Below are 25962 nucleotides of genomic sequence, written 5' to 3' on the forward strand. Positions count from 1 at the left end.
TAGAAGTTATCAACATTCAGGGAAATCAGGAAAACTCGTTAATGCAGGTTGTGGATATGGTTAAGACGGACACCACTGATTTTTTGGACTATGCAGTCTTGATTTCAAATTCCAAAGCAAATAGACCAATTCAAGAAATGAAATAAAAACGCTCAACACACCTAAGCCAACCCGGGGTCTGTGATTGTTCCTGTAAAGGTTATGATAGAGACAAATTGCCCCAATTGACCTGCGAAGAAAGATCTTGCCATCGGCAATTATACTTATCCAAGCGGTACAGCCCGAAAGTGATGACTTATTTTTTCTCTCTTTCATTTATCGTATTTCTGTTTACCTTCTTCTTTTTGGCTGCTATATACCACAAGTACACAACGAGGAAGGTAAAAGCTATAAGGAGGATGATCATCTCTGTTGTATGTTCCATCGGGTCAGTCCATATTTCACTGAAGAAATTGACCCTTCCCAATATCTCCACCGGTGTCCAGAAAACAATGACCGTAGCGATTGCAAAACGTATGTTGGCACCCCATGCCCCGATTTTCAACTGTTTGATGAACATGAAAATTGATCCGATAAAACACCCTAAGCCGACCAGGAATGTAACCGGATGATGATCGCCAAGCAGAAGAGGGTCATAACAGAACATCAGCAACAGGTAAGAAGTCCACAGGATCATGATCAACTCCATGAAGGTGATGATGGACACGTGGCGTGTCATTGGTTTTGCCACGATGATATCCCTCTTATTCCTGAAAAACCTTTTCTGCCACCAATTGATGAAATTGCATCCGGTACGTGCGCTGAACAGGTATAGTGTCATAATCATCGCCCATAGCCCAAAGGTGGCAGGCAGTATCAGGTATTCGGGTTTGGTAACCACCTCTCCATTTACAATTTCAGGTTGTACCCCGTAGCGGTGGGCGTAATACATAAAGAGGAATTCCACCCAACCGGTCCAGAAGAGAAGCCCTCCAAAAAGCCCCCATAACGTTTGCCGGGTATCTCCTTTAGTGAATACACCGCGTATAACCATGAACAATCCCACGGCACCCATGGCAAAAGCCGAGTAATGCATCGTAGTCCTGTCCATCAGATGCTCCATTGTAATCATCAATGCATGACCCAGTGGCATCACGAACAATACTGTGAAAAAGGAAACCAAGGTTATAAACCAGTAATTTGATTTTTTTGATGTAGTGTTCATTATTTTTAAATCTGTTAATAGCGATTATTTCTCTTATTTATTGTTCAATATACCTACGGTTGCAGTTCATCGCAATAATAACTTATCTGGCCACCCGTATCGCCAATTTCAGTATTCGTATTGTACCAGCTGATTATCTGAAGTTTAAAATAACGTCCCCCGTCTGCTGAACGTACCACATAAGTGTGGAACGACGGCAAATAGACGGGAGGCGGACCAGAAAATTCCATAGAGTTGGCTAATAATCTATTGGCACTGGTTAAAGTCTTTTGAGGCCCGTTGTTGGGGTCGAACCAGGGGTTGTCCTTAAAATCGAGATTATGCTCGATAAGGTATTTGTTCCAGTCGTTCTGCGACATGGTTACATACACGTCGGTATCGGTATCCACGATCCATTCGGCATTCGCAGGCAGTTGCGATACGCTCGTCCATTTGTCATAAGTTCCATATCCGAGATCGATGGCACCACCCTGCCCTATCCCGCTGGTACCACTATTGGTGCGCAGACGGTAGCCGCAGAAAGCCAGGTCCCAGTCGGTACGTTCTTTCTGGTCTCCTTCGGAGATATCCCGGTTAGGCATCGTCCGGTTGAAGACCTCACCCGTACGGAGGTTGAAGTAGAGCCAGTCATTGGTCACTCCGGTGGTATAACCCGACACGCGGGGCAATATTTTTCCCGTGAATTCTTCGGCACCATAATCCACACATCCGGTGATCAGCAAGGAAACGGAGATTATTCCGCAGACGGCTGTCAATACCATCCGACCATGTAAATACCGAAAAATATGTATCAATCTGTTTGACTTTATCTTACTATTCATCACATTTGTCTTCTTCACTTCTTAAAAACCCTAATCATTTCCTCAATCATCAATTCCACTTGCAGGTGGGCACGTGCTCCCGCTGTGGCAGGGATATTGAACATGGTCACACCCGAACCGAGTGTCTTGGGTTGATAATTAAAGATATTATCCACGCCCAATGTCACTTTCACCATATTGTTAAAAGTCTGCGATACCGATGCGTTGAACAAGGCATAAGCCGGAAGTTCGCAACGGAAATAGGCATCACGGGTACGCCCTTCCGATTCCACATATACCCGGTCCTGCACGTCGAATGTCTTTTCTCCCATAAACGACATGTTGAAGTTACCCGTCAACCGGTAACGTGGTTTCCTTAACCGGTATTCAAGTCCGGCCGTGGCAGCATGGGGGGAGGACGTACTTATCTGCACGCCGTCCCGCTTGCTCACATCCACGTAAGAATAAGTTGCATTGAGTGTCATGAAGTCGAACATACGCCATCGTGCCAGCACTTCACCCCCCAACAGTCGTTGCCGGCTGAGGTTCATATATTCGAAATTGTATTGCATGTCATAAATCCGCCAAACACCTTCGATCTTGTCACGGAAGTAGTTTCCGTATAAAGTACCCGAAAGGAACAACCGGTCGTTGCTGTATTCCGAACCGAGGGAAATGTAATTATTTTTCTCCGGTTGCAGGTATTCGTTCCCCTTGATCTGGAACATGCCCAGGTGGTCCCAGTTGAAAAACAGTTCCTTGATGGAGGGTGAGCGGTAACCCATGGAATAGTTGGCACGGAAACTCCATTGTTCATCGGGTGAATACTTGGCGGCAATCTTGGGCATACCCATAAAGCCGAAAACCCGTGAAAAGTTGGTACGCACACCTGTGGATATCATCCATCGGGGATTGATGGTCCACTCGTCCTGAAGGAAATACTCTGTTTCTTTCAGTGAGCGCGTGGTCATTTCCCGGTTGACGAAACGGTCGCTGGTGAGGTCATCAGTGAAGTGCTCGACACCGAAGATAAGGTCATGCCCCTCGAAATAGTGGCTGGTGATGGTCAGTCTCGGTTGCAATATGCGGGATTTATACACTTTCTGGCGTTCGTCGCGACGTTCGTGACGTTTGAAACGGTCATAAAAATCGGTATGCAATCCGGCTGTCACCGAGAACCAGTCCTTTATCTTGTAGGTTGCCTTCGCACCTCCCGTGAAATCGCGCGACTGCGAGAATACCAGGTCCTGTATCATATCGTATGTATTCATGAAGAACAAGCTTCCATATACCTGCATCGTCAGTCTGTCCGATGGATCCCAATAGAGCTTCTGCGACGCGGAGACATGTTCGCTGCCCTCGATCCCCATAGGAGGACGGGGCATGTAACTTCTTATAATGATATCCTCATCGAGGAAGGGATTTGCCTCCTTGGTATACACTTTCCGGTCGTTCTCTTCCTGATAAAGGTAAAAACCATCGCTTACACTGTACCACACATCGGTCTGCGAGGTGAATTTTCCGGATCTGGCTCCTGCCGACACCCAACTTTGCAGGTTGGGCCGGTCGACATTCTTCTCGAACATATACTGAAAATCCTTTTTCGATATATCCTTGTAATTGCGCTCATTCATCTGCCCGTAGCGCACTCCCGCTTCTACACGCAGAGGTTTCGTCGCTTTTTTGGTAATCAGGTTGATCACGGCGCCGGCAGCGCGTGATCCATATAATGTGCTGCTCGCCCCTTTCACGATCTCGATACGGTCCAGTGCGTGCAGGTTGAAGCGCTCATAATCGAGGTTGCCCGCCATGTCACCCGTCATGCGTTCGCCGTCCATCAGGAACAGCACATGGCGGGCATCCAGCCCCTGCATCGATATTTCGTTGCCGAACCCCACTTTCTGTATGTTCAATCCCGGCGTTTCCTGTTGTAATGCCTGTTGCAGGTTGCCGTAACCGGCATTCACCAGCGACTGTCCGCTGAGCACCTGCGTGGCCACGGGTGACAACTTCATCGGCCGTGCCGTACGAGATCCCGTCACCACTATCTCATTCAATCCCATCACATCCTGATCAAGGTAAAGAGTCAGCTCCTTCGTCCCCCGGTCGATTATTCCCGTAAGCGGGACAAAACCCATCGACGAAATACGGTAATGGCATACTCCCGTTTGCGGTATTGTGAATGTGACAATTCCATTTATATCGGTAACGGTAAAGGAGGACTTTTCCATCTTCTCGTTACCTGCATACTCCACATTGGCGGCGATAACCGGCTGTCGTGTCCCTTTTTCAAGGATGGTCAACCTGACGGTACGGTCTGCCATCACATTCAAACAGACAAACAGCAACAGGAACAGGGAGAATATTTTTCTTCCGGTTTCTATTTTTATGATCATTTTCTATATATTTCTATTGATAATTCCTCTACCCTTAAACGAATTATCAACCTATACCCAACTCTTCCTTTTTCTTTTGCAAGTCTTTTTCAAATTGTTCAAATTCCTCTTCAAAACGGTTAATCCGGGTTTTGTCAATGGTTTGCAGGAAGCACTCGGAGCGGACAATCATCACATTGTAGTCCACAATAAACTCTATCTGTTGTGTATTGACGTTCAGATAACCATCCACACGCGCACCACTCCCTTCCATATTATCCGCCGCATTCTCTCCCACGGTGGTTACATTTCCATCTTTTCCCTGGAATTTAATCCAACCGGCACCAGTGTATTCGTCTTTCTCCCACGAATTGAGTTGCATAACAGTAGTCGCACATCTAAAAGTAATTACCATGGGCATCTTTCCAACGGTAAAATCTTTCAATGTCAATACCATCTTACCGTCATTACGCCATGAGAAATTGAACATGGTAGGACAACCGGTTTCAAGCAGTGTCTTGTCCACTCCATTCAAAGTCGCTTTGGTTGACAGTACTATATCTCCATTCAATATCTCTTTTGCCTTTTCCAGATACTCATCTGAAGGCGGCTCCTGGGTTATTTTCTCGTCACTCTCACAAGAAATAAATCCAGAAGCCACCACAAAAAGGCAAATAATTAAACCAAGTATTTGCTTATTTGCCATCATAATCTATTACGGTGTAAAAATTGAGCTTGTAAAGCTAACCTGTGCCGGATACATTGATATACCAAGATATTCACCTTTTACTTTCAACGTAAAGTTCATTTCTTTTGTTACCGGATCAATTGATGCACCGGTAAATGCAGTTGCATTAGTTCCATCAAGATATAAAGGTATTGTTAAATAAGGGAATATATTTAACTTTAGAGTTCCGACTTGTCCTGACCCGGCGGTAGTTGTCATATTACCATTCGTTGCTACCGATATCGGTAAATCTATCGTAATGGTTCCCGGCATACTACCTATCTGAGGCAGCGTACCTTGCAATTTATCTGCGGAAATAACCTTGAAAGTCATCTCCCGATCCTCATAATCGTCATTTCCGTTCATTATAATATTATGCAGTAGTCCCGTATAGGAACCCACAAAATTAGAAGGAACAGTCATCGGAGAAACGACAACTGAGGGCCCATCACTCCCGTTGGCTGCATTAATCCAGCCAACACTTGCCATTATAACGGCAAGGCTAAAAATTAATTTTTTCATATTGCGAAAAATTTAATAAGTGAATAAACAAAGATAAGAATAAGACAGTCCTCGAAGAAGATTATTTATTTTCCCATTCGATCGCTGTGTTTTTTGGGCAATTTAAACCCTGAAAAGTAGGTACTATACCAGGGCTTTTAGATACTTTATTCGCTTTATCGTAGTATTTATTAATAAAAGCTGTTGTCTCCGATCTGTTATAGGTGGATTCCGAACAAACAAAATACGTTGGTAGAGGTTCATCCCAAGGTTGATAGTTATCAGTCAAATTAGGATAAGTTATTTTGCATTTCGTAGGCAAATCCCCCATAAAAAATCCGTATAACATCTGAATCTTGCTTAGATCAATACTTTCCAACGCCGGTAAACATTCGAGATCCATTTGATAAGCATAAAGCTTGTCTTTAGCCGGTAATATTATTTCTTTCAATGACGGGCAATCAATTGCATTCACACGACTACCAATAGAGTTATCACCTTCAATATCGGTATTTCCCTGACCCCATATCGGTGAAGCGCCAAGGTCTATACTTTCAATACCATCTATACCTTCCAAATGGATAAACTTCAGCATATCCGCTTCAGAGAAGTCTATACCTGCAGAAGCGTCAAGATTGGAAAAATATATTGTAGTAGTATGTTTACCTATTTTGATACGAGGTGTTTTAACCTTTTCCGACGATAAGATACCAATACCCATTCCTTCCCAATAAGGGTGATTGGTAATGTATTGCAGCCCTTCAAAGCTACTAACACTCATGAAAGCAATATTGACGATGGAAGTTTTTTGGGCATTCCCAAATCTTTTATTGATATCAATCTGATCACCGGTGAACATATCGGAAAACGTCTCTTTTAGATAAGCTCTCAAACCTTGATCGGGAATATTTCTTAATGTAGTATATTTTTGAAGTGTGCCTTTATCATCTGCCATCTTCATATCAATGGTACCGTCTTCTATTTTTGATTTATTTTCGCGATAGAAGCGCATCAGTACATCAATATTATCTTTTGCCGTTTCCGGCAGGTAGAGTTTAGTAATACTTCGTAAAGGTGTAATGGACTCATCACCATTCTCTTCAATTTTCACAGTTATCAATTTGTCAAACTCATATATATTATTACCCGTCAAATCAATTGCAGTAATCTGTGAAGGAAGTAAAGAAAAATCGAACGCCGAGCCATAACCGTTGTCGGAAAGATCGACTTCAATAAGTTTAGGGAAAACATCCAGACCGGATAAGTCACTAATTTTAGTACCCGAAAGATCTAATTTTATGGTATTCTGCGCCTTTTCATCAAGGACCAATTGTCCTGCTGCGTTAAAGGTGAATCCCTGCTTGACCAGCACGGCTTTCAACTCGGCATTCTTTACTTCAACATCTTCAAATTTAATCGGATCATCTTTGTCACACGCTGTGAAGTTCAATCCCAAGGCGACTAAAGCCATTACAAAAAAAATAGTTATCTTGTTCATCTTTTGAATTAATGTTTTTAAGTGTAATCATATAAATACATTACAAAAATAGCCTTAAAATAGTAGCTCCACAATCCCTAAAAATGAGGTTTTTTTACCAAAAAAATACTAACAAATAGGGAGGAAGACGAAGGTATCTACTTCTGGAGAATGATATTGAAATTATATTTGAAAGATATAATGAAATAGCTACTAACATGGGGTGTGTAATGTTCATGGAAACCCTCGGCTGTAACGCTTCGTTCATATTCTTTTTTCTTGCTGAGTATATCGGACCAGTAAGCTGACAGTTCGCCTTGTTTCTTTTTCATGAATCTCCAAGAAACACCGGTATTCCAGACTAACTGATGATCTCCTCTCCCGATATTTGTTCCATTACGAAAAATATAAGTGGCATCACTTGTTATCTGAAGATTACCGGGTAAATTGGCTAAGCTATTAATGGTTATGGTGTAGTTGCGAGTATAGTTATCAGTCTGTCGTAAATTGTTAAGTGAATGCAGAAAACGCCAGTTGCCCACAGTTTCAAAGCTTCCCCATTTTGGTAAATATGAAAGTCGTAAGTTGGCATTAAATCCCGTACTTCGGGTAATGCTTCTTTCAGGTTGTTCGCTTCGCCCTTCATTGACAAGGTTTATATTTTGGTTATATGAACTACCAGTCTGGGCAACAATCCTAAACTTACTAAGACGTTTCATATAACGCAACATACCATTTCCACTCCAATTTCCGTTTATATTGACCGGATAGCTCTCACGTCCTCCTGTATGTAGATTGTAGATTACGGTATGTGTTATACTATTGATGGTATTCTGCCAATTTAGTATGGCTGAAAAATTCCGGCCATTATCAGTAAAATCCAAACGGACTGATTGACTATATGTAGTTTTCAAGTCGGGATTCCCCCTTGTTATATTGAGCGGATCGCTATTGTCGGTTAGTGATAGCAAATCGTTCAATGCAGGCTGACCGGTATTTCCCTGATAGTTGAAACCTATCCGGTATTTCTTCTTCTTCCAGTTTACCATTACCAACGGTTCTATTCCCATTATATTGTTTGCGGTATCAGCTTGCAACAATCCGGTCTTCTGATCGATGCTCCTTCGCTCCGGACGGACAGTAAATCCGGTATTCAAATCCCATCTTTCATTTGAATAATGCATACGCAATGCGAGTTCATGGGCAAGTGTTCGACTATTACTTCGATTACTCAAACTGTCGATATAATCCGACTCATATCCAGGTGGAAGTTTACCCCGTTGAATATTGTCTGCTTCATCATCGATAAAGCCGGATAAATCATAAGTGTTCCGGTCGCTCTCCTGTATATTACGAACCAGGTTATAGGATAACTGTACATTGAATTTTTCAGTAACGGGATGCGTAAACATCAGGCCTATACTTTGATTTCTGTTTCCTGACGGGCTGAGGTGCGACTGGACACGATTTAAAATAGAGTCTTTTCCTGTTTCGTTTTGTAAACGGTAATAGGTGATGGATGAATTCATCACACTTCCATTATCTCCACTATTATTGGCATTTTGAAAAACAAGGCTGATATTGCTCCCTTTCGAGTTAATCCTACGCGTTAAGTTAGCACTAATAGAATATGTCTTCATCCGATTAGAAGAAAGCGAATGCATCGTGTTATCATTAATCTTCACGTTATCTGAAAGATGGTCGATCTCTGCAAATGGATCCTTCAGGTCAGCCTGGGGATCGGCGTCAAACAGTGCCTGACGGATCCTGTTTGAGCCTTCCCCTTCCATATAATTAAAATTACCAAATACATTGAAATATGTTTTATCATCGATTTCCCAAATCAATCCTGCATAAGCACCAAACGCATTCTGTTTGTTGATATTCTCATCGGAAGATAACTGATAACGGTTTCCGGAGGAAAGGTATTGCTCGGTAACTCCGGTTGACTGGTTGCCATCACGGTTGTTGGTATATGTGGCATTGCCATTGATAGATATCTTTTTTGCAGGTTTAACGGTAAAATTGGCTCCTACCATGTGTTGAATATTGTCCTTGTACCGCGATGTCATCTCCCGATTACCCGAGTTGGCTATCAGGGAGATATTTTCTCCATTTTGCTTGAAATAGTTGCCTATCAGTTCCGACTCCTTTTTTCTGTTGTTCCCCCGGCCGGCCTTGACCGATCCCAGCATAGTGCCGCTGAGTTCACCCTTGGTCTGGATATCCAACACGTAATTTTCACCACCCGAACGGATACCGGTAATCTTTTCCAACGGGTTTCTCTTATCATACACTTTTATTTTACTGATAAGTTCCACCGGCAGGTTTTCCAGCGCCATCCGGTTGTTACCGGAGAAAAATTCCTCCCCGTTCACATTGATGGAAGAGATATCTTTACCATTGTAGCGCAGGGACTTGTTCCTTTGGTCATATTCCAGGCCCGGAATGCGTTTCACGAGTTCCTCCAGATAGGACCCTTCAGGCGTTTGAAATGCTTCGGCATTGATTACCGTGGTATCACCCACTTGTACAATCTCGCGGAGCGGAGCGGTAATTACAAATTCAGCTAACTCCACTCCCTCCCTCAGGAAAATGGTTCCGGCATCGACAGTAATTTCATTTACTCCAATCTCAATATAAGCGGGTTCCATACCGGTGTAAGAAACCCTCATAAGATATTGTTTATTCTTTGCGGCAGCAAACCTTACATTGAAATATCCGTCGCTTTTGGCAATCCCGCCTATGACCAATGTGGAGTCTTTTGCTTCAAGTATGGAAATATTGGCATCAGGTAGCGGCTGGCTTTCCTTATCAAATATGGCATACACCTTTCCATGGGCTGTTTTGACCTGTTGAGCAGATAAAACAACCGGAATCATTAATAAGATAAGGAGTAATAACCGTATTTTCAGATACATTTTCACCAGATACTATATCGTCGATCCCCCATGTAAATCCGGATTTGGCTTTTTGTGTGTTATCCAACCCATATATATCGAAGATTGGAAAAAGCGTAGCGGTTTCTCGAATCCGGCTTCCTGCAATAGTTCCGACAAGCGTTCTTCGGATACGGTATGAAATTTATTTTCAATTCTATTGAGACGTTCGCTGATTTCCTGCTCGTTCAACCCTTGCGGCAAAAGAAGTTTAAGGACTTCTAAATTATCCCTGATCTGTTTTTTATCACCGGTGATGTCGAGTATTACGAACTTAGCTCCAGGCATTAATCTATCAGCAATACCTTTCAGAATTTGCAGTTTATTGCCATTGTCTTCAATAAAATGTAGAACCAACAAAAGTGTAGCGGCATTATATTTTTTGTCGATAGCAAGGTCTGTAACCAAACCCTCGATTAGCTTTACGTTATCGCGGTTTTTTAATTTTTCACGTGCCTGAATGATCATGCCCGGCGAGGGATCTATTCCCGTAATCTGCCATCGTTCCGGTGAATTGACAAAACACATGATTTCATTACCCGTTCCACAACCAACAACCAGTAATTCTTTCGGATAGGCATCACTCAATAAATCAGGAAGATGACCCATGAAATAATGGTAGTTGGGTATCCACCTTTCCACAAACTGATCATAGCCCGTCGCCCTTTCATTTTCAAATATCTCTATTTTCCTCATTTTCCAATCAGCTACCATATTGAAACTCCAATTTATTCGCAACAAAAATACAGCCTCTACAGGAAGTTTTCAATCCCTCAAAATTGGGATTTTTTTGACGGAAAGGCACTACTTTTGGGGAGTTTATGATGATAAAAGCCTGTTAGCTATAATTTGTCAGGATAAGGGATGTATCAAAAACCAGATGTGTGTGGTGAGGAAACAAATGGTAAATCCTAAAGCCAATGGCAAGAAGGTGGAAACCATCGTCCATTTCACGCTTCTGGTTTCCTTGTATATCGTGAAGATAGTGGTGGAACAGGGGTTGTGCAGCAGGCTGAACAACATAAGATTCACGGCCGTGAGAGTGGTCCATCCCCCGGCGCGCAGGATATCCCCTGTCTGGCCGATGGAAGCATTGTCGATCATCACGCCCGCTCCTGCTCCCACACCGGTAATTCCGGTCATCAGGACGGTAAGCATCAATATGGTGGGAATCACGATTTCATTGGCCGGTACGGCGATAATATACGCCAACAGGATAATGCCGTTTAATCCGAAAATAAGCGCGAATGGATTGGACCAGTCGATGAAATATTCCGCCAGGCTGACCCCGCTAATAGTGACATTGGCTACCAACCAGATGACAATTCCGGCCGGCACGGCGAAGACCATAGCCCGCCATAATACGAAAAGTGTACGGTCGATAAGCGAAGTATACAAGGTCTGCCATATCCGCGGAGGACGGTATGGAGGAAGTTCCAGGCTGAAAGTGGAGGCTTCCCCTTTCAACACCGTTTTGCTCAGTCCCCACGACACGACAAGGCTCAGAAAAATTCCCAATAGGGCGACACCCACTACAGCGGCAGCGGAAACAACGCCGGCCATGGCCGCAGGCACAGCGGCACCGATAAAAATGGTAGCGATAAGAATTTGGGTCGGCCACCGTCCGTTGCAGAGGGAGAAATTGTTGGTGATAATGGCAATTAGTCGCTCTCTAGGACTGTCGATCACACGTGCCGCCACCACTCCGGCGGCGTTGCAGCCGAACCCCATACTCATGGTCAGCGCCTGCTTGCCATGTGCCCCCGCTTTACGGAACAGGCTATCCATATTGAATGCTACCCGCGGAAGGTATCCAAAATCTTCCAGCAAAGTGAAAAGCGGGAAAAAGATGGCCATTGGCGGCAGCATGACGGATATGACCCAGGCCATTGACAAGTAGGCACCGTCGATCAGGACGCCGCTCAGCCACCAGGGAAAATGGGCAGCCTGCGCCCATTCGTTCAGCAGGGGGTGCAGCTTGTCCACCAATAGGGAAAACAACAAACCCGAAGGGTAATTGGCGCCCGAAATAGTGATCCAGAAAACGCCGGCCAGCAGCAGGAACATGATGGGAAATCCCGTCCATTTGCCCGTTACTATCTTGTCGATCTTCAAATCGAGGCTGTAAGGCGGTTTGTTTCCCGACAGAGAGACTGTTTTTTGGGCGACTGCCGATGCTTCGGAGTAAATGGTCTCGATGACGGTATCGTGGAAGTTCAGCCCAAGATCCCACCGCTCCGCGTTGGCGACGGACAATACCTCTTCCCGCTCTTTCAAAGTATTTTGTCCTTGTTGTGATGCAGTTCCTTCCCGCGATGTAACTCTTCCCTGTGATGTAACTCTTTCCTGTGATGTAACTCTTTCCTGTGAAGCCAACCCTGCCTTCAAATCCCTCTCTTCTTCTGAAACGGTAGAAGGCAAATCCTGCTTCAGCGAACCCAGATCGCCCGACCGGATGGCATCGATAATACTTTGGTCGCCTTCGAGAAGGCGCAGGGCGACCCAGTTCACATTGGGAAGGTCGGGAAAAACCCCGTTTATCTTTTCGGCAATCACCGATATCGCATGCTTCAGGTTGGCCGGCTGGCTTTTTATCCGGCGGGGCTTGCAGGTATATTTCCCCGAAGCCACCTCCTCAATAGCAGACAGGAGCTCTTGCATTCCTTGCTTGCTCCGCGCCGAGGCGGCAATCACGGGAATTCCCAATTCACGGGAAAGCGCACGGATATTTATTTCAATATGGTTCCGGCGGGCTTCATCCATCAGGTTGACGCAGAGCACGGCCCGGTCGGTTATTTCAAGGATCTGGAGGGTGAGGTTCAAATTCCGTTCGAGGCGCGTGGCGTCGGCCACAATGACCGTGACGTTGGGCCGCCCAAACAATATGAAGTCACGGGCCACCTCCTCATCCACACTCGTGGAGAGTAACGAATAGGTACCCGGTAAATCGACCACCTTGTATCTTTTTTCATTATAAGAGTATGCTCCTTCGGCACGGGTGACCGTTTTCCCCGGCCAGTTGCCGGTATGCTGCCTCAGTCCGGTGAGGTTGTTGAAAACCGTACTTTTACCCGTGTTGGGATTACCGGCAAGCGTGATCACATAATCGGCATTTTCCAGATCTACCCCCAAACGGGTCAAGTTTTCCTTGTGATATACGGGACAAGCTTCACAACTATTTTTTGCTTCCATAATCATCCTTTTCTTTGTTCCTGATGAAAATCTGGTCGGCCTGGCTTCGCCGGATCCCGATAGTGGTTCCCATCACCCGATACCCTACGGGATCACCCGAGGCGCTCTGGATGATGGCAGAAATCCGCTGTCCCGGGACAAGCCCCAGGTCCATCAACCGGCGGCGCTGTTGCCCCTGGAAATTAAGTGAGATCCCCACCACTTCGGCCTTTTCTCCTACTTTAAGCGACGACAGCCGTTCCTGTTTTACTGAAGCCACATTTTCCCCGACCACAATTTCTACCGTTACCGCTTCCGCGAACCGGGGTATCAATACACGCTCTTCTCCATCAGCGGCGAAGATTATCCTGTCTTTCTCCGTTTTCAGGACATAAATTTGCAATCCGGGATAAAGCCCCTCTGCTGCCAGTTGTTGATAAATTTCTACCGGTTCATCTTCTATATGGATGATGCGTGCCACATCACCCTCTTTTAACTCGCTTAAGGGCTGACCTTTATGGACAGGCAACTCCCCCGTAGCAGAAGGAATGGGGTCTCCATGCGGGTCAAAAGCCGGATTACCGATACGGGCAGCCAGTTTCTCCACATCTTCCCCGGTCAAGGTGTGCTCGAGATAATCGGCTTGGGTATGCCATTCGGTATGCGGCAATCCGGTCTCATCGGCGAGGTAACGCTCCCAGACCCGGTGCATCCGGATGACACGCAAGGCATAAGAACGCCCGGTTTCCGTCAGGCTATAGCTCCCGTTTGCCGAAGAAATCAAATCCAACGATTGAAGCCGCTTCAACAATTTATGCAACTTCTCTTTGGATATGCCCAGATTGTCCGAGAGGTTTTCCGGTTTACATTCCGAGCCCTTGTACTCGCAGTCATACAAATACTTTAGCGCATCCTCCAACAGCACACGTTGACTATCGGTATTTAATCTTTTTAATTTTGCCCATAATCCTTTTTGCGGCCAAAATAGCCAGCAAAGGAAAAGGAGAAGCAAAACGAAAATCGATATTGAAATGATGGGATAATAATAACTCTCCATACGATTTCCACTACTATTTGATGTTCATCATCACCATTGTTTAGAAGCCACAAAATTATATATTTAGATTCATCCAGCAAAAGATTTAAAGGTTGGACGTTGTAATATTCCGGTGCAACAGAGTCTTCGTTTCTAATATAGTCGAACCACATAACCAAGTATCAATACCCGGGATTTTGTCTCAAGTTAGGGTTCATCATTAATTCGACGTCCGGAATAGGAAATAAGTCTCTATAAGACTGTAGATTCAATTTCTCTATAGCCATTCCGTTTCTTTTTAGGAAGTCGAAATAGGAAAAATTTCCCTGTAATTCATCTCTCCAACGTTCTTGTATTCCTTCAAGTGTTATTGTTGAGGATGGAGTAACTCCACTTCGCTTTTCTACTTGGTTCAAATATTTAAGTGCTTGCCCATTTAATCCCAAATGAAAAGAACACTCTGACGCCAGTAATAATATTTCGGTGTATCTCAGGATCGGAAATATCTCCGCTTGCGAATATGCTTTTTTGAAATTACTTTCGCCTTGGATTCGAACAGAGTATATATCTTCAACGTTTCCTTTTTCGAATATGTTTGAATTGCTCGCTGCAAGCGCATACAAAGCACTATTGATATTCTTTTCCAACAAATCCAGCGCTTGTTGGTATTTTTTCTCGTTTATGAGCACTTTGGCAAGGATACCTTCTGCGATGAATCGCGAAACAGGCATAAGTTGAGAATCTTTACTTTTCGATGATAATAAGAAATCCAAACATTCATTTAAATCAGTGCGGATTTTTTGAAGAGATTCATTCTTGCTTATCTGAGGAAGATCGATATTGCTTAAATCAACATTCTCCACATACACTATATTCTCCCATAATATGACCATCTGATAAAAAGCTATTGATCTCAAAGTAATACACTGGGCTTCTAGTTCCTTTGGAAGTTCTTCAAAATTAATAAGGGAATTCAATCGATTTATGAGCTGGTAATTTTTTTCCCACATACTCCTTAAGATAGAAGAAGATGGAGATATTTGATTATTGTAAAATTGAGCCCATTCATTGTTGCTTGGCTGATTGGTTGCATGGGTATAAAGTACTTCAGCTGTATAATTATAATCCAACGCTAGAAAAGCATTATCCATGATCGATTCGAAAATTTCAGACAATCTTTTGTTCTCAGAAATTTTATCCATATCCCCTTCTTGCTGTATAACTATGCTGGCGCTAAGTTTTCCGTCATAGCTGTGAATGGTAAAAGTAGTACCGGAAATGAAAGCTCCGTTAGCAGGTGCTATTTTTAATATCAGCTCTTTTTCTTGCAGCTTCGACGATAAAATTTTTATCGGAGTGTAAATTCCATCAAAATACTCTTCGGATGTGGCATTAGAGGAATTAGTAAATGGAATATTGGATTGTATGTTGATTGTAAAATCTCCTCCCTCTTTGCCTATTCTCAATGTATCTATTTCAAATGACAATACTTTTTCTTCATTTATATCACCTAATTCATTTCCTGCGATACCATCTTTATCCCAGTCGATAAAATAGGAAAGATCCAATACTTTTATGTCTTTATTTATCGAAGCATATCGTTCGACTAATTTTCTTGAAATGTAATCAATATCTAAATTGACACTCGTTGCCCATAATTCTTCTTTTATTTCAGACGAAAAAGATCCTGTTGTTTTAAAAGAACTTGACAGATTTGTAATAAATTCGGTAAATTGGGCTTCAGACCTATTCTTCAACAATACCGACGAGATCAAAATTTGTGAAGCTGCCATATTTGTTCCATCCGTAATAGATACTTCTGTAAATGATTTATCATTATTTTCTTGAAGTCCAAACATGGACAACAATTCTCCTTGAGATTTATCCTGCGCAGATTTCAATGACAAGTTTTCATTTTCCATCAAAAAAGAGATACGGCTCTTTGCAAGATGAGTCAAAATATTTACATTGACTGTGGATTGCTCCGTTAAATCGGCTAATCCGGATAATGTTATTTGTCCCTTGGATAAATCGCCGGATGTTTCATTATAAAAATAACCGTCAGCAATCAGTTCTACAAACGGCGAAGCGAGTTCGACACCTTTCAACTCAAAAGAGCCATCATCTGTATTAATCGTAGATGTAAATAATTTCCCCGTTGGAACCATATTCTGGTCAAGCTCTTGTATTGACACCTTGGAACCTTTCACAAAAGGCCCCTTTTCTATTTTTCCCGTCAAGCTATAATTTTTGCTAACAGGGAACTCAGTCCCCTTATCTTTTTCGCAAGAAATTAAAAAGAAAATCAACAGTATTAGACAACTCACTTTTTTCATCTGATTTAAAATTTATCAATTACTATAAAATGCTAAATACTTCTCTAAACCTCTAATATCTCCTACAAAGATACAACGAGTTTTATTATCCGTAAACCATATTACAATCGTTCGTTATTTTTTTAAAGTATAGTTATGCGGCAATAGCCGCAAACTCAATAAGTTCTTTGACAAGTTTATCATTTAATCAACAAAGTAAAGTTTTTCTTCTTCGGTATACGAATCAACAAAACGTGCCATAAGCAAAAATTAACATTCATAATTATGATCACTTTCTGTTACAACACTGCAAAGTTCTTTATCATCAATGCAGCCTTTCTGCACAGTTAAATATTTTTTCAGATTTTCTTCTATTTTCTTATAAAGTTGTGTTCTAAACCATTCGGGAGACAGTACCTCTACTTGTGGACCATACGAAAAAATAAGTGCTTCAAGTTCCTTGTTTGGGCACACCTCGATACTTACTATATATTCTTTTTCACTCAATACCTTTTGGGAATGATGTATGGGTTTATTCAGCACATACGGGAAACGGTCTGCATCAAATTGTAAAATAACAGTCTCTTTGATTATCTCCTCCTTAGGATGAGTTACTCCTACTATATCATCAAAAAAAGTAGAAAATCTATGAATGTATTTTTGATGAATTCTTTATCTGAAGTAGAAATTTTCCGGATACGATCCAATGCCTTATTTGATATATAAACATCATTCTCACCCTCTTCCAGTCCAAAAAGAAACCACCTGTTATTGAACTGTTTTACATGATATGGATGTACTACACTGAGAATCTCTTTCCCCTTAAAAGTCACATATCGTATTTCCAAAGACTGATGATTTACAGTAGCGTCAATAATATCGGAGAGATATTCAAGTCCTTTGAGTTTTTCATTCTGTTCAAAGGAGACAACATTTTCACTGTTTGGTCTTACCCCAAAACGATATTCCAAATTCGAAACAACTTCTTCCAACCATGCATAATTTGGAATGCCACGATATCGTCCCGACATCTCCAAAGTAGAACGCAAATTTGTCAATTCTTCGGATGATAATTCGTTTTTAAATATAGAGAAGTCCTCGTCTTTATACCGATAATAACAACGTTTACCGTTATATGAATATGCTTTGATTGGGGCATCATATACGTGCCGCTCTCTCATAAATCTAATATCCTCTCGCAATTGCCGCTCTTTAATCATCGCATCACTCCCGTATAAATCACAAAGCCGTTCGTTGACCTCATCAAGAAGATCCCCAATTTCATATAACGTTGAAAATTGCTAAAGCAACGATCAAGTATCTGGTAGCGTAAATTGAGCATTCTTATTGGTTGACATAAACAAGTTGAAATTTAATAACCACTAGATGGCATTTTAATAAGGCAAACCTCCACAATCCTTGATATTATTACATTAAATATTTTCATATCCTCTTCGTTTGTTCTATAGAATTATATAATTTGCGACGAAATGTGCGATTTTTCATCAATAGTGATTATTTAACGCCTACTACAGACTGAATAAAATTTAGTAAAAAAGGATTACTCCCTTTTTGCTTCACCAAAAAAAGTTGTATTTTTATTATTGATACAAACAAAATGCAACAATGGGTTAAAGATAGTAATAAACATTCAATCGTTTAGACGATTTTGAAACAAATTTTGGAAAGTAGTCAATTATGAGTTATCGAGAATGACTCGACAACTGAAATTATATCTGGATTATTGTTTCGTTCTCCTACTCAAGGCGTAAAATAGTGGCCGGTGGAAAACTGAACAATGCAAACAATACGTTAGTTTTCTTGATGAGGTACAACTTTATCCGCATTTCTCTCGATGCTTAACCCAAATTGCAGCTAAGTCGAATTAATTACCCATTTACCTATATCTGGTTAATTTCTCTTTCAGCACCTGAACCAATCCTAACCATTTTCCTGATGTCAGGAAAATGGTTAAAAATCGATTCACCTGCATCTATGCAGGATTCTTTAGCCTTATCGATTACTTTTGAAAAAATCATCTGAACAGAGCTTATACAAAATCCAGATAATTATCCCTATTGATAATATCGTAAGTAGCGTCAGGATATGTCTTTTTAAAAATATCCGGTATCTTCGGTTTTTTATCTCCCCTTTTGAATTCAAATGCGGTAAGGGAACCTGCGCCTTCCTCTATAAGATCTATCTCTTGTTGATCATACGTTCTCCAGAAAAAAAATTCTTTACCCAAGCCCTGATTATAATTAGCCTTGATGCGTTCGCTTATCAGATAATTTTCCCATAACGAACCTGCATCTTGTCGAATCGAGAGAGGGTTAAAATTGCCAATAATAGCATTACGAATGCCATTATCGGTAAAATACCATTTACCTGCTTTTGTCACCTCTTTGCGTAGATTACGGGCGTAGGCTCCAAGACGAAAAATGACAAACACCTTGGAAAGCAGGTCGAGGTATTTTTCAACGGTATTCTTACTCATACCAAGCTGTTTACCCAGTTCGTCATAAGAGACTTCATTCCCGAGTTGAAAAGCAATCAGGCGTAAAAGGTCTTTCATTTTTCCCGAATTCTTCAATCCATCAATTGCCAAAATATCTTTCAGCAGGTAAGCATCTACAATATCACGCAAATAATCACTCTTACGCTCAAAACTATCCAATGTCACCACTTCGGGGTAAGCTCCATAGATTAAACGCGACTCAAGATTCCGGCGGGTTTCCAATGCTGTTTCAACTGATGCTATTTCTCTTTGTGAGAGTGGAGTTAGATGAAATTTTGTACTTCTTCCCACTAACGGCTCTCCGGCCTTATTGAGTAAATCGAATGAAGAAGATCCACTTGCAATCACACGAATACCTTCAACCTCATCAACAATAAGCTTTAGTTTTGATCCAATATCGGGTATATGTTGTGCTTCATCTATAGCCAATAAATCCACACCTTCCAAAATATGTCTGTAATTGGCAATAGATCGTTCTTTCAAAAGGGCCAATGTATCGTAATCTTCTCCATTGAGTAGCATTACTTTCCCTTCAAATCTATCTATTAACTGCCGCATCAACACAGTTTTCCCTACTCTTCTTGCCCCAAAGATAAGAATAGCCCTATTGGGTTCTATCCTGACCGCTATCCTGTCTTGTAATAATCGTTTTATTGGTTTCACTACTTCTTTTTATTTTGGACAAAAATAGAAATAAATCATTACAGTGACAATTTTTACGTAAAAATTGTCACTGTAATGACGTTTTTTGGCTTTCTATTAATTACCATAATAAAAGTTGTTCCTATTTTGTAATCATCAAAGCACTCTTTCTTCACTCATTTTCTTCATAATAATAGGAATAGTCAATTCCCTTCATGAACATTTCACGACTGTGGATTTCATCCGTGAGGGCATCTTTTAGCAATGACTTTAACCCGGCACTGTTTACGGAACTTTGTATCATCACTCCATCATAATCGAGAACGTTTGATAGTCTCTTTTTCCGTCAGGTGCTTTCAATTTCAATTGGGGAGTGACACTACCCAGTTCGTTTCCCTCTTTTTTCAGTTTGGCTTTGAGATATTTCCAGTAGTTTCGTGTTTTTATATAATCGTTTTGGCTTGTGAGCACGGCAACAATATCCAAAACGGAAAACAACCATTTGTTGTTTTCTTCATCCCAAACAGCATGCACTTCACGTGAATAAACCATCTTCTGTTCTCATGGATTTGTAATGAACATATTTAAAGGAGCTAAAATACAATAAATTCCTGTTTTTACGGGTAAAAACAGGAATTTATTGTAGAAAAATCAGAAACAGGAAGGCACTTTTTCACCTTTTTACCAGCTTCAGCTCGTCGATCACATTGGATGCACCCATCACCTTGTCGATGACATACAGTACGTAACGGATATCCACGCTGATCATACGTTGCATTTCCGGTTCAAAGAGGATATCGCCACTCAGTGATTCCCAGTTTCCGTCGAATGCCAGTCCGATCAGCTCTGCATTTCCGTTCAGCACCGGGCTCCCCGAATTACCACCGGTGATATCGTTATTCGATAGGAAATTAACTCTCAACACACCTTCCGGATCAGCATACCCACCGAAATCTCCGGAACGGATGGCGTCTAAGATATAGTCCTGCACATTGAACTCGGGATCACCCGGTTTTTGTTTTTCCAATATACCTTTTGATGTAGTATAGTAATTATACCATACAGCATCTCGGGGTTGGTATCCGCTCACGGTTCCATAACTCATCCGTTGGGTAAAGGTAGCATCGGGATAAAAAGTCTTGTCGGCATCCATCTCCATCAATGCAGCCATAAATTCTCTTTCTCCTTTAAGCATCTTCTCATAGGCGGACATCATCTGTCCCGACAGTTCATATCCCATATCAGCTGTAGACAGTGCCAGTTGCATCGCCGGGTCCTGTGTAAGCGATTGCGTATCGGCTGTTTTGAGCAATTCCAGCAAGTCTTCCAACGTAGTAAACCGCGTATTGGCGAACAACCATCCAGCATATTGTTCATAATCTCCACCAAACTCCTCTTTTACTTTTTGGTAGATATCGGGATGATATTTCTCCGGAACACGTTCAGCATAAAGTTTCATTAATACAGGAAGCACTTTCCTGTCGAGAGCCGGTTCATAATTCTTATATGATTCGATAAACCGTTCATTGATAAACTCCTGCTTATCTGCTTCGGCACCATTGCTATCGAATTGCAGGATGGTATTAGCAAAGCGAATCAGTTCAATTCCGTTATTGAATGTTTCCAGAAAATAGGTAGTATAAAGAGCCATATCGTTTGAATCCGTATAAGCTTCTTCCAGCATGGGAAGCATGTTACCATACCTGGCCTTGCGTACCGGACTCCGATTAATCCACTCCTGTAATCTTTTCTCTAGCTTCTCTTTTTCAGGAATCACTGCAAGATTGGTCAGTGCTTCATTCATCCCCATGGAATTTTTCCAGTAATTGGAGCTGCCGGCATATTTATTGGCATATTTGATACGAATTGTATCGTTCTTAGTCATAGCATCCCACCAGATATCTTGTTTGGCCCCCCTCACTTCTATCCGGGGTTTGTTTTCCGATTCCATCCGCTGACGGATACCCCAGGAGGACATATAGCGTTGCGTACTGCCCGGATATCCCACCGTCATCGAATAATCACCATCAGTAACACCCTTGAGCGATACCGGAACCACATATTTGGGTTGATAGGGTACATTTTCGCTGCTGTAAGCAGCAGGGCGATTGTCTTTATCGGCATATACACGGAATACAGAGAAATCGCCCGTATGGCGTGGCCACATCCAATTGTCGGTATCTCCTCCGAATTTTCCCACAGAAGAAGGCGGGGTGGTGACAAGTCGTACGTCACGAAATTGATCGTATTGCACCAGATAATATTTATTACGTGAGTAAAAAGGAATTATCCTGACACTGGTAAAAGGATCATTTTCATACTCTTCCATCATCACCGTGGAGAGAGAATCAATAGCCCGCTCACGTTGTATTTCACTAAGGACAGAAGGCACCTGGGACAATAACCGCTCCGTCACATCCGTCATCGACTTCAGGAAGGAAACAGTAAGCCCATCGGCAGGTAATTCTTCTCCTTGCGACTTTGCAACAAACCCGTCCTTCAGATAGTCATGCTCCACCGCACTCAACTTCTGAATGGCTCCGTAACCACAATGGTGGTTGGTAAATATCAGTCCCTGATCAGAAACTGCCACACCGGTACATCCACCGCCAAAGATTACTACTGCATCTTTCAACGACGGTTTGTCCTCATCATATAATTGATCCACTGGAAACGTAAATCCCAACTCTTTCATGCGGGCAATACTCTCCCTGTTTAACTCTTTGAGCAACCACATGCCCTCATCGGCTCTCACCATTACCGCCGCAAGAAATATTGCGACCAACAAAACTAGTTTCTTCATAAATTACTTTTTTGCACTTAGCTGCCTGCCTTTCATTTCAGACAGACGCTTATTTTAATTATAAATATTTATAAACCCTTTAAATTCTAATTATCGTAAATATTATCATCATATTTTTATTCCGTAAATCATCACATCAGTAAATCAATTAAACCATTTCCCCACCACCGGCAATGCCCGCAAAGGCAGTTCCTTTTTAACAACCACAAAGATATACACCGCGATTAACAGCGTATTGACCAGTAACCGCAACCACACGTTCGGCACATAGGTATACACCAGTGTGATTCCCGCAAAAAGAATCATGGACAAGATGAAAAAGGATCCTGCCGATTTGAGATTATAAGGAATAGGATAATTTTTTTGTCCCAAGAAATAGGAAGCCAGCATCATGACCAGGCTGGCTATAAGCAATGCCCATGCGCAAGCCATATAACCGAACCGGGGAACAAAAAGGATATTGATCGCTATAGTAATCACAAAACCAATGATAGATATATATGCCCCCCACCGGGTCTGGTCCGTAAGCTTATACCACAACGAGAGATTAAAATAAACACCCGAGAATAGATCTGCCAAAAGAACAATAGGCACTATCTTTAATCCCTCATAATAGCCTTCGGGGATCAATTTCTTGATTATATCGATATAACCGGTTGTCACTAAAAAGATCAGTAGCCCAAAAATAATAAAATACTTGGTCGCATCACTGAATGACTGACGATCATCAGCAGCACCTTTGTTCTTCGCGAAGATGAAGGGTTCAAAGGCATAACGAAAAGCCTGGGTAAACATCACCATGATCACTGCGATCTTAATATTTTGCGTATAAATACCCAATTCGGTAAATGCCACAGCTTTATCCGGATAGATCCAGGGAAAAACAATTTGAGCCACAGTCTGGTTCAATATGCCCGCTATGCCCAATATAAGCATGGGAAACGAATATCTTAGTATCTGGCGTAATAATACACGATCAAATGTGAACTTGATTTTCAGTTCAGGCGATACCATCAGAAATTGAATAACCGATGCGGTGAGGTTAGAAATCAGTATATAATCTACCCCATGGTTAATATCGAACCAGGAAAAGATATCAGGAAACAGTGTTTGCAGCCAAGGACAAGCCAGAAAGAAAAAGAGGTTGAATATAATAGTCAACACCACATTAGCTATCTTGATCGCTGCAAAACGAATAGGCCGTTTTTTGAAGCGTAGATTTGCGAAAGGGATAGCACCCAACACGTCGAAACAGAGAATAATTACCAACATTAACAGGTAATGTGGTTTCATGGCTACACCACCCAGTACAAAAGCGGCCGGTTCTAATAATAAAAGTGCCGCCACAAAGAAAAGCAACGTAGTGGAAGCAATACTGATGAAAGTGGTGGTGAAAACTCTTTCGGGATTCTCCTCTTTATTGGCATAACGGAAGAAACCGGTCTCCATACCATAAGTGAGTATCACCTGCAAAAGTGCTACCCAGGCGTAAAAATTACCTAACACACCGATATCAGAAATCTTCGGCAGTGCAAAAGCCCAATAGAGCGATAAAAACCAGCTAAGGAGTCTGGGCAGGACACTTCCCACTCCGTAGAAGAAAGTCTCCTTTGCCAATGATTTCATTCCTCCTGCCATATTATCTCTATAATTTTTGAAGATTGTTGTAAAATAGTGAAAAACTAAAAACCGGAACCAAGACTACTTTGGATTTAATAATTGGTAATTGGTAATTAGTAATTAGTAATTGACTGATAAACTCTCTTTCCCTCATAACGATGGCAAAGGTACTATTTTTCTTTGTAGCATCCGGCTCTAAGCGCACCATTATTTATCTTTAAGAAGAATGATAGCAAAAATATGAAAAAAAAAAGCTTACTTTGCAGGTCGAAATTGAATTTATATTTATGGCACAGGACGACGTTTTTAAGAAACTGGTATCGCATTGTAAAGAATACGGGTTCGTATTTCAGTCGAGTGAGATTTATGATGGGTTAAGCGCCGTATATGATTACGGGCAGACGGGTGTGGAACTCAAGAACAACCTCAAGAAATACTGGTGGGACAGCATGGTGCTGCTGCACGAAAATGTGGTGGGGATCGATTCTGCCATTTTCATGCATCCTACCATCTGGAAAGCATCGGGACATGTGGATGCTTTCAATGATCCGCTCATCGACAACAAAGACAGTAAAAAACGGTATCGTGCCGACGTGCTGATAGAAGACCACTTGGCCAAATTCGATGAAAAAATAGAAAAAGAGGTACAGAAAGCGGCGAAACGGTTCGGCGAACAGTTCGACGAAGCGATGTTCCGCGAGACCAATCCACGTATATTGGAAAACCGGCAGAAACGGGACGAAATCCATACCCGTTTCGCCAAAGCGCTAAACGACAATAATCTGGAAGAGCTTCGACAGATCATCATCGATTGCGAGATCGTGTGCCCCATCAGCGGCACGTGCAACTGGACGGAAGTGCGCCAGTTCAACCTGATGTTTTCCACCGAGATGGGCTCTACCGCCGACGGAGCAATGAAGGTCTACCTTCGTCCCGAAACGGCACAGGGCATCTTCGTGAACTTCCTGAATGTGCAAAAAACGGGACGTATGAAGATACCGTTTGGTATCGCTCAAATAGGGAAAGCGTTTCGCAACGAAATCGTGGCCCGTCAGTTCATCTTCCGCATGCGCGAATTCGAACAGATGGAGATGCAATTCTTTGTGGCTCCCGGTGAAGAATTAAAATGGTTTGAGCATTGGAAACAGCTTCGCATGAAATGGCACCAGGCGTTGGGATTCGGTGCGGACAAATACCGGTTCCACGACCATGACAAGCTGGCACACTATGCCAATGCCGCCACCGACATAGAGTTTGAGATGCCGTTCGGCTTTAAGGAGGTGGAGGGAATTCACTCCCGCACCGATTTCGACCTGAGCCAACACGAAAAATATTCCGGTAAAAAGATACAATACTTCGACCCGGAACAGGGAAAATCGTATGTGCCCTATGTAGTGGAAACTTCCATCGGGGTAGACAGGATGTTTCTTTCAATCATTGCCGGCTCTTATCACGAAGAAACACTGGAAGGTGGAGAAATCCGTGTGTTGCTGAAGCTTCCCCCAGCTCTTGCACCGGTTAAACTGGCCATACTTCCACTGGTAAAAAAGGATGGTCTGGCTGAAAAAGCACGTGAAGTGATGGATAACCTCAAATTCAGCTTCGCTTGTCAATACGACGAAAAAGACAGTATCGGCAAGCGCTACCGCCGCCAGGATGCCATCGGCACTCCTTTCTGCGCCACTATCGACCACCAGACGCTCGAAGATAACACGGTAACCATCCGTTATCGTGATACAATGGAGCAGGAAAGAATCTCTATTGATTCGCTTCAGCGTATTATCGTCGAAAAAACCGATATGAGATATTTGTTGAAACAACTGTCAGTATAAAA

The 25962-nt window shown here is 42.3% G+C and carries 18 protein-coding genes and 1 pseudogene; 1 reads left to right on the forward strand and 18 read right to left on the reverse strand.

The window, feature by feature from the left end:
- Positions 1-295: 295 nt before the first annotated feature.
- The 18 genes and pseudogenes from B4G81_RS12855 to B4G81_RS12940 form a co-directional block, all read right to left on the reverse strand.
- Complete coding sequence (locus B4G81_RS12855; protein WP_294083137.1) at positions 296-1204, reverse strand: hypothetical protein; 909 nt, start codon at positions 1202-1204, stop codon at positions 296-298.
- A 53-nt stretch (positions 1205-1257) separates the two neighbouring features.
- Positions 1258-1965 (reverse strand): HmuY family protein, encoded by a 708-nt coding sequence (locus B4G81_RS12860; protein WP_294083318.1) that lies wholly within the window; start codon positions 1963-1965, stop codon positions 1258-1260.
- Between the two features lie 74 nt (positions 1966-2039).
- Positions 2040-4400: a TonB-dependent receptor gene (locus tag B4G81_RS12865; RefSeq protein ID WP_294083139.1), complete on the reverse strand. Its 2361-nt coding sequence runs from the start codon at positions 4398-4400 to the stop codon at positions 2040-2042.
- A gap of 46 nt (positions 4401-4446) precedes the next feature.
- The gene (locus tag B4G81_RS12870) at positions 4447-5088 is read right to left on the reverse strand and encodes a DUF4903 family protein (RefSeq protein WP_414703204.1); all 642 of its coding nucleotides are present in this window, start codon (positions 5086-5088) and stop codon (positions 4447-4449) included.
- Positions 5089-5094: 6 nt separating this feature from the next.
- A complete protein-coding gene (locus tag B4G81_RS12875) occupies positions 5095-5628 on the reverse strand; it encodes a hypothetical protein (RefSeq protein ID WP_294083141.1) in 534 nt (177 codons plus the stop codon).
- Between the two features lie 61 nt (positions 5629-5689).
- Positions 5690-7105 carry a hypothetical protein gene (locus B4G81_RS12880; protein ID WP_294083143.1) on the reverse strand — a complete coding sequence of 472 codons (1416 nt, stop codon included), beginning with the start codon at positions 7103-7105 and terminating at the stop codon, positions 5690-5692.
- Between the two features lie 137 nt (positions 7106-7242).
- Entirely contained in the window at positions 7243-10005 is a 2763-nt protein-coding gene (locus B4G81_RS12885; protein ID WP_294083145.1) for an outer membrane beta-barrel protein, read from the reverse strand.
- 12 nt (positions 10006-10017) lie between these two features.
- Positions 10018-10719 (reverse strand): class I SAM-dependent methyltransferase, encoded by a 702-nt coding sequence (locus tag B4G81_RS12890; RefSeq protein ID WP_294083147.1) that lies wholly within the window; start codon positions 10717-10719, stop codon positions 10018-10020.
- 156 nt (positions 10720-10875) lie between these two features.
- A complete protein-coding gene (gene feoB / locus B4G81_RS12895) occupies positions 10876-13221 on the reverse strand; it encodes a ferrous iron transport protein B (protein ID WP_414703205.1) in 2346 nt (781 codons plus the stop codon).
- The gene (locus tag B4G81_RS12900; protein ID WP_294083152.1) at positions 13199-14251 is read right to left on the reverse strand and encodes a metal-dependent transcriptional regulator; all 1053 of its coding nucleotides are present in this window, start codon (positions 14249-14251) and stop codon (positions 13199-13201) included. The genes feoB and B4G81_RS12900 overlap by 23 nt, the downstream gene beginning before the upstream one ends.
- A 161-nt stretch (positions 14252-14412) precedes the next feature.
- A complete protein-coding gene (locus tag B4G81_RS12905; protein WP_294083154.1) occupies positions 14413-16566 on the reverse strand; it encodes a RagB/SusD family nutrient uptake outer membrane protein in 2154 nt (717 codons plus the stop codon).
- A gap of 249 nt (positions 16567-16815) precedes the next feature.
- Positions 16816-17214, reverse strand: coding sequence for a WYL domain-containing protein (locus tag B4G81_RS12910; protein ID WP_349678756.1), 399 nt, complete (start codon positions 17212-17214; stop codon positions 16816-16818).
- A complete protein-coding gene (locus B4G81_RS12915) occupies positions 17166-17726 on the reverse strand; it encodes a helix-turn-helix transcriptional regulator (RefSeq protein ID WP_294083156.1) in 561 nt (186 codons plus the stop codon). The genes B4G81_RS12910 and B4G81_RS12915 overlap by 49 nt, the downstream gene beginning before the upstream one ends.
- Positions 17727-18595: 869 nt before the next feature.
- Positions 18596-19726: an ATP-binding protein gene (locus B4G81_RS12920; RefSeq protein ID WP_294083158.1), complete on the reverse strand. Its 1131-nt coding sequence runs from the start codon at positions 19724-19726 to the stop codon at positions 18596-18598.
- A gap of 151 nt (positions 19727-19877) precedes the next feature.
- Positions 19878-20009, reverse strand: a complete 132-nt coding sequence (locus tag B4G81_RS12925; RefSeq protein WP_294083322.1) for a hypothetical protein — start codon at positions 20007-20009, stop codon at positions 19878-19880.
- A pseudogene (locus B4G81_RS12930) lies at positions 20004-20257 on the reverse strand (cell filamentation protein Fic); the annotation flags it as partial. The pseudogene B4G81_RS12930 and the gene B4G81_RS12925, both read right to left, overlap by 6 nt.
- A gap of 121 nt (positions 20258-20378) precedes the next feature.
- Positions 20379-22508 carry a S46 family peptidase gene (locus B4G81_RS12935; protein WP_294083160.1) on the reverse strand — a complete coding sequence of 710 codons (2130 nt, stop codon included), beginning with the start codon at positions 22506-22508 and terminating at the stop codon, positions 20379-20381.
- A gap of 144 nt (positions 22509-22652) precedes the next feature.
- Positions 22653-24146, reverse strand: a complete 1494-nt coding sequence (locus B4G81_RS12940) for an oligosaccharide flippase family protein (protein ID WP_294083163.1) — start codon at positions 24144-24146, stop codon at positions 22653-22655.
- A gap of 269 nt (positions 24147-24415) precedes the next feature.
- On the opposite strand from B4G81_RS12940, the gene B4G81_RS12945 reads away from it, so the two are divergent.
- Complete coding sequence (locus B4G81_RS12945) at positions 24416-25960, forward strand: glycine--tRNA ligase (protein WP_294083164.1); 1545 nt, start codon at positions 24416-24418, stop codon at positions 25958-25960.
- The last annotated feature ends 2 nt before the right edge of the window (positions 25961-25962 follow it).

This window comes from Proteiniphilum sp. UBA5384, from assembly GCF_002410825.1.
GTDB lineage: Bacteria > Bacteroidota > Bacteroidia > Bacteroidales > Dysgonomonadaceae > Proteiniphilum.

Bases quoted from the DNA above. Each gene is read 5' to 3' on its own strand.
- B4G81_RS12855 (WP_294083137.1), bottom strand. From the start codon at position 1,204: ATGAACACTACATCAAAAAAATCAAATTACTGGTTTATAACCTTGGTT.
- B4G81_RS12860 (WP_294083318.1), bottom strand. From the start codon at position 1,965: ATGGTATTGACAGCCGTCTGCGGAATAATCTCCGTTTCCTTGCTGATC.
- B4G81_RS12865 (WP_294083139.1), bottom strand. From the start codon at position 4,400: ATGATCATAAAAATAGAAACCGGAAGAAAAATATTCTCCCTGTTCCTG.
- B4G81_RS12870 (WP_414703204.1), bottom strand. From the start codon at position 5,088: ATGATGGCAAATAAGCAAATACTTGGTTTAATTATTTGCCTTTTTGTG.
- B4G81_RS12875 (WP_294083141.1), bottom strand. From the start codon at position 5,628: ATGAAAAAATTAATTTTTAGCCTTGCCGTTATAATGGCAAGTGTTGGC.
- B4G81_RS12880 (WP_294083143.1), bottom strand. From the start codon at position 7,105: ATGAACAAGATAACTATTTTTTTTGTAATGGCTTTAGTCGCCTTGGGA.
- B4G81_RS12885 (WP_294083145.1), bottom strand. From the start codon at position 10,005: ATGTATCTGAAAATACGGTTATTACTCCTTATCTTATTAATGATTCCG.
- B4G81_RS12890 (WP_294083147.1), bottom strand. From the start codon at position 10,719: ATGAGGAAAATAGAGATATTTGAAAATGAAAGGGCGACGGGCTATGAT.
- feoB (WP_414703205.1), bottom strand. From the start codon at position 13,221: ATGATTATGGAAGCAAAAAATAGTTGTGAAGCTTGTCCCGTATATCAC.
- B4G81_RS12900 (WP_294083152.1), bottom strand. From the start codon at position 14,251: ATGGAGAGTTATTATTATCCCATCATTTCAATATCGATTTTCGTTTTG.
- B4G81_RS12905 (WP_294083154.1), bottom strand. From the start codon at position 16,566: ATGAAAAAAGTGAGTTGTCTAATACTGTTGATTTTCTTTTTAATTTCT.
- B4G81_RS12915 (WP_294083156.1), bottom strand. From the start codon at position 17,726: ATGAGAGAGCGGCACGTATATGATGCCCCAATCAAAGCATATTCATAT.
- B4G81_RS12925 (WP_294083322.1), bottom strand. From the start codon at position 20,009: ATGATACAAAGTTCCGTAAACAGTGCCGGGTTAAAGTCATTGCTAAAA.
- B4G81_RS12935 (WP_294083160.1), bottom strand. From the start codon at position 22,508: ATGAAGAAACTAGTTTTGTTGGTCGCAATATTTCTTGCGGCGGTAATG.
- B4G81_RS12940 (WP_294083163.1), bottom strand. From the start codon at position 24,146: ATGGCAGGAGGAATGAAATCATTGGCAAAGGAGACTTTCTTCTACGGA.
- B4G81_RS12945 (WP_294083164.1), top strand. From the start codon at position 24,416: ATGGCACAGGACGACGTTTTTAAGAAACTGGTATCGCATTGTAAAGAA.